Below are 3,149 nucleotides of genomic sequence, written 5' to 3' on the forward strand. Positions count from 1 at the left end.
AATCAGAAAGTATGCTAAAGAGATTGGAATGGACGGATTCAGTGTTTACCATGAATCTACTCCTGAAGATTCGGCAGCAAAAGCCGTTTCTCTAGTGAAGGAAGGCTTTGGAGATATTCTGATGAAGGGTCTTGTTAACACAAGTGTTTACATGAGAGCCATTCTATCCAAGGAAAAGGGCATGCGTACTGGAAATCTTATTAGCATGCTGGCGGTTTATGAATTGGAGGGATATCACAAACTTCTTTATTGTACGGATAGCGGTATCAATATTGCACCTGGACTGGAAGACAAGAAAGTCATTTTGCAGAGTGCCTTGACAGCCATGAAAAGTATGGGAATTGACATGCCAAAGGTAGGAGCACTTGCTGCCAATGAAATGGTTAATCCGAAAGTACCTGCAACAGTGGATGCACAAGGGTTGGTGGAAGCAGTGAAGGCTGGTGAAGTTTCCCAGTGTATTATAGAAGGACCTATAGCATTTGATGTGGCGTTTAGTCCATATGCAGCAGAACACAAAGGCATTGAGAGTGAAGTTACAGGGGATATTGATTTACTCGTATTTCCTAATATTGAAACAGGAAATGTTTTAGGAAAATCCTGGCTCCATTTCAACAAGGCAAAATGGGCAGGTATTGTACTGGGTGCAAGCAGCCCTGTAATATTAAGTTCAAGATCAGATACGGCGGCTATTAAGATTAATTCTATAGCATTGGCTTGTCTGGCATCCAAGGAGGGTTAATATGAAATTATCATTAAGAATAGATGTAATGAAACCATCGGCAATTAGAGAAGCTGGAAAACTTATAGCAGCTAAGGAAAATTGTATATCTTTTGCAGCAGGTCTGCCGTCTCCGGATTTTATTCCCGTAGATATAGTGAAGGAAGTAACAAATAAAATACTTAGTGAAAATGGTATTCAAGCATTGCAGTACGGTCCAACTAAAGGATATGAACCACTTCTTAGAAAGATTCAGGAAAGAATGGCGGGTAAAGATATGAAATGTGGTATTGAGAATCTTCAAATCACAACAGGTTCACAACAGGCAATATCATTCAGTGCTATGCTATTCATTGACAAAGGTGATACCCTTATTACTGAGAATCCAAGTTATCTTGGAGCACTTGCATCATTTGCACCCTTTGAATGTAATGTAAAAGGAGTAGATGCTGATGAACACGGTATGAAAATGGATGAACTTGAAGCATTGCTTGAAAGTGATCCTAAGGCGAAAATGATATATGTAGTTCCGAATTTCTCCAATCCTACAGGTAAGACTTGGTCATTGGAAAGAAGGAAGAAGCTTTATGAACTGGCCAGCAAATATGATTTGCCAATCATTGAAGATGATCCTTATGGAGAGATAAGGTTTGAGGGAGAAGTAGTTCCTTCTATCAAGTCCTTTGATGTAGAAGAGAGAGTAGTATACCTGGGGTCGTTTTCAAAAATATTCTGTGCAGGATTGAGAGTTGGATGGATAATGGCAAATCCTGATTTGATTAATAAATATGAAATGATCAAGCAAGGTGCTGATCTACAGTCGAATCAACTTGCTCAGATGCAGGTAGAAGAATATTTGAATCAGTATGATTTGCATGTTTGTGTGGTTGGAATTGCCTGAAGGTGCAGATGCTACTGCATTGCTGCCTAAGGCATTGGAAAAGAATGTTGGATTTGTACCAGGTGGTCCATTCTTCCCTGGAACAGGTAATGACAATACAATTAGATTGAACTTTTCAACCATGGCACCTGATAAAATAGAAGAAGGCATAATAAGATTAGGAGAATTGTTTAGGGATGAGTTCTAGTATGGCGGTTTCGAAGGACGGAATCAAAAAAACTTTAAAATACAGATGGGTTGTGTGGGGAATCATGGTTATGTCCTACGGATTGGTTTTTTTTCATTCCTTTTCAATGGGTGTTGTAAAGCCTACATTAATCAATGAGTTTAATTTGTCGGAACAAACCTTTGTATCAATAGGTAATGTATATTTTTATCTTTATCTGTTGATGCAGATTCCCACAGGAATATTATCGGATGCTTTGGGGTCAAGGATTACATCATTCCTTGGAACCATGGTTGCGGCTGTTGGGATTACAATATTCAGTCTTGCCAGTAGCCTGCCATTTCTCTATATCGGAAGGTCTCTAGTAGGTCTTGGTACTGCAGTAATCTTTGTTTCAATAATAAAGATTCAGTCAAACTGGTTCAAGGAATCGGAGTTTGGTACAATTACAGGATTGACATGTTTTGTAGGCGTTATGGGAGGAGCTCTGGCGCAGACACCATTGGCTCTGATGGTAGGCAAGATTGGCTGGAGAATGTCTTTTAGATTGATTGGATTTGTTTCCATCGTCATTGCAATGCTAATCCTTTGGATTGTCCGTAACAAGCCTGAGGATTTGGGGATGACTCCTATAAATAAACCTATAGAGGGAATGGGGAGTTCATCCATAAAGGATATTCTAAAAGGTGTTGTAAAAGTCTTTGTGAATCCTAGAACCTGGCCTTTGTTTTTAATGTATGCAGCCTTTTATGGTTCATATGTAGTTATTACCGGATATTATGGTACGTCTTTTATTATGGATGTTTATGGAAAATCAATGGTGGTTGCAACCAATTATTTAATTCCATCCATAGTCGGTGCGGCTGTTGGTTCTGTCGTGGGAACAATATCTGACAAGATTCGTTCCAGAAAGATTCCAATGCTTGCCGTTGGAGGTCTTTATGTCATTACATGGGGTGCACTTGTATTTATGGGTGGCGGAGCTCCAAGTGAAGGGCTTTTGTCGATTATCATGTTTATGATTGGATTCGGTAGTTGTGCATATGTAATTAGCTGGCCGGGTGTCAAGGAAGTAAATGATCCACAATATGTGGGGGTTTCTGTTGCAGTTGCCAATATTGGTGGATTCTTCGGCTCCATAGTAATTCCACAGGTTACAGCAAATGTAATTGCAGGTAATCAAGGGACTTTATCAAGGGTAGAATTATACCAGAAGGCATTCTTTTGGGTGTTCATAGCAATATGTATAGGATTTGTGGCATCTATGTTTACCAAAGAAACAAGATGTGAAAATATATATAATACCAAGGAGGTAGTATAGATTGAAAGTAAAAGTAGAATCATTAAGATGTAAACAATGT

Annotated in this window: 4 protein-coding genes; all 4 read left to right on the plus strand. The window is 39.1% G+C overall.

Annotated elements, in window-relative coordinates; translation table 11 throughout:
• On the plus strand, positions 1–742 hold a 742-nt coding region (locus tag AC3AX0_RS10190), incomplete at its 5' end, for a phosphate acyltransferase (protein ID WP_487550185.1).
• A 1-nt stretch (position 743) separates the two neighbouring features.
• Entirely contained in the window at positions 744–1,622 is an 879-nt protein-coding gene (locus AC3AX0_RS10195; protein ID WP_487550186.1) for an aminotransferase-like domain-containing protein, read from the plus strand.
• Complete coding sequence (locus AC3AX0_RS10200; RefSeq protein WP_487550187.1) at positions 1,597–1,809, plus strand: hypothetical protein; 213 nt, start codon at positions 1,597–1,599, stop codon at positions 1,807–1,809. The genes AC3AX0_RS10195 and AC3AX0_RS10200 overlap by 26 nt, the downstream gene beginning before the upstream one ends.
• The gene (locus AC3AX0_RS10205; protein WP_487550188.1) at positions 1,799–3,109 is read left to right on the plus strand and encodes an MFS transporter; all 1,311 of its coding nucleotides are present in this window, start codon (positions 1,799–1,801) and stop codon (positions 3,107–3,109) included. The genes AC3AX0_RS10200 and AC3AX0_RS10205 overlap by 11 nt, the downstream gene beginning before the upstream one ends.
• The last annotated feature ends 40 nt before the right edge of the window (positions 3,110–3,149 follow it).

This window comes from Dethiosulfatibacter sp. (assembly GCF_983023055.1).

What these genes read in the sequence shown, in the direction of transcription:
- AC3AX0_RS10205 (WP_487550188.1), top strand. Translation starts at nt 1,799, where the DNA reads ATGAGTTCTAGTATGGCGGTTTCGAAGGACGGAATCAAAAAAACTTTA.
- AC3AX0_RS10195 (WP_487550186.1), top strand. Translation starts at nt 744, where the DNA reads ATGAAATTATCATTAAGAATAGATGTAATGAAACCATCGGCAATTAGA.
- AC3AX0_RS10200 (WP_487550187.1), top strand. Translation starts at nt 1,597, where the DNA reads ATGTTTGTGTGGTTGGAATTGCCTGAAGGTGCAGATGCTACTGCATTG.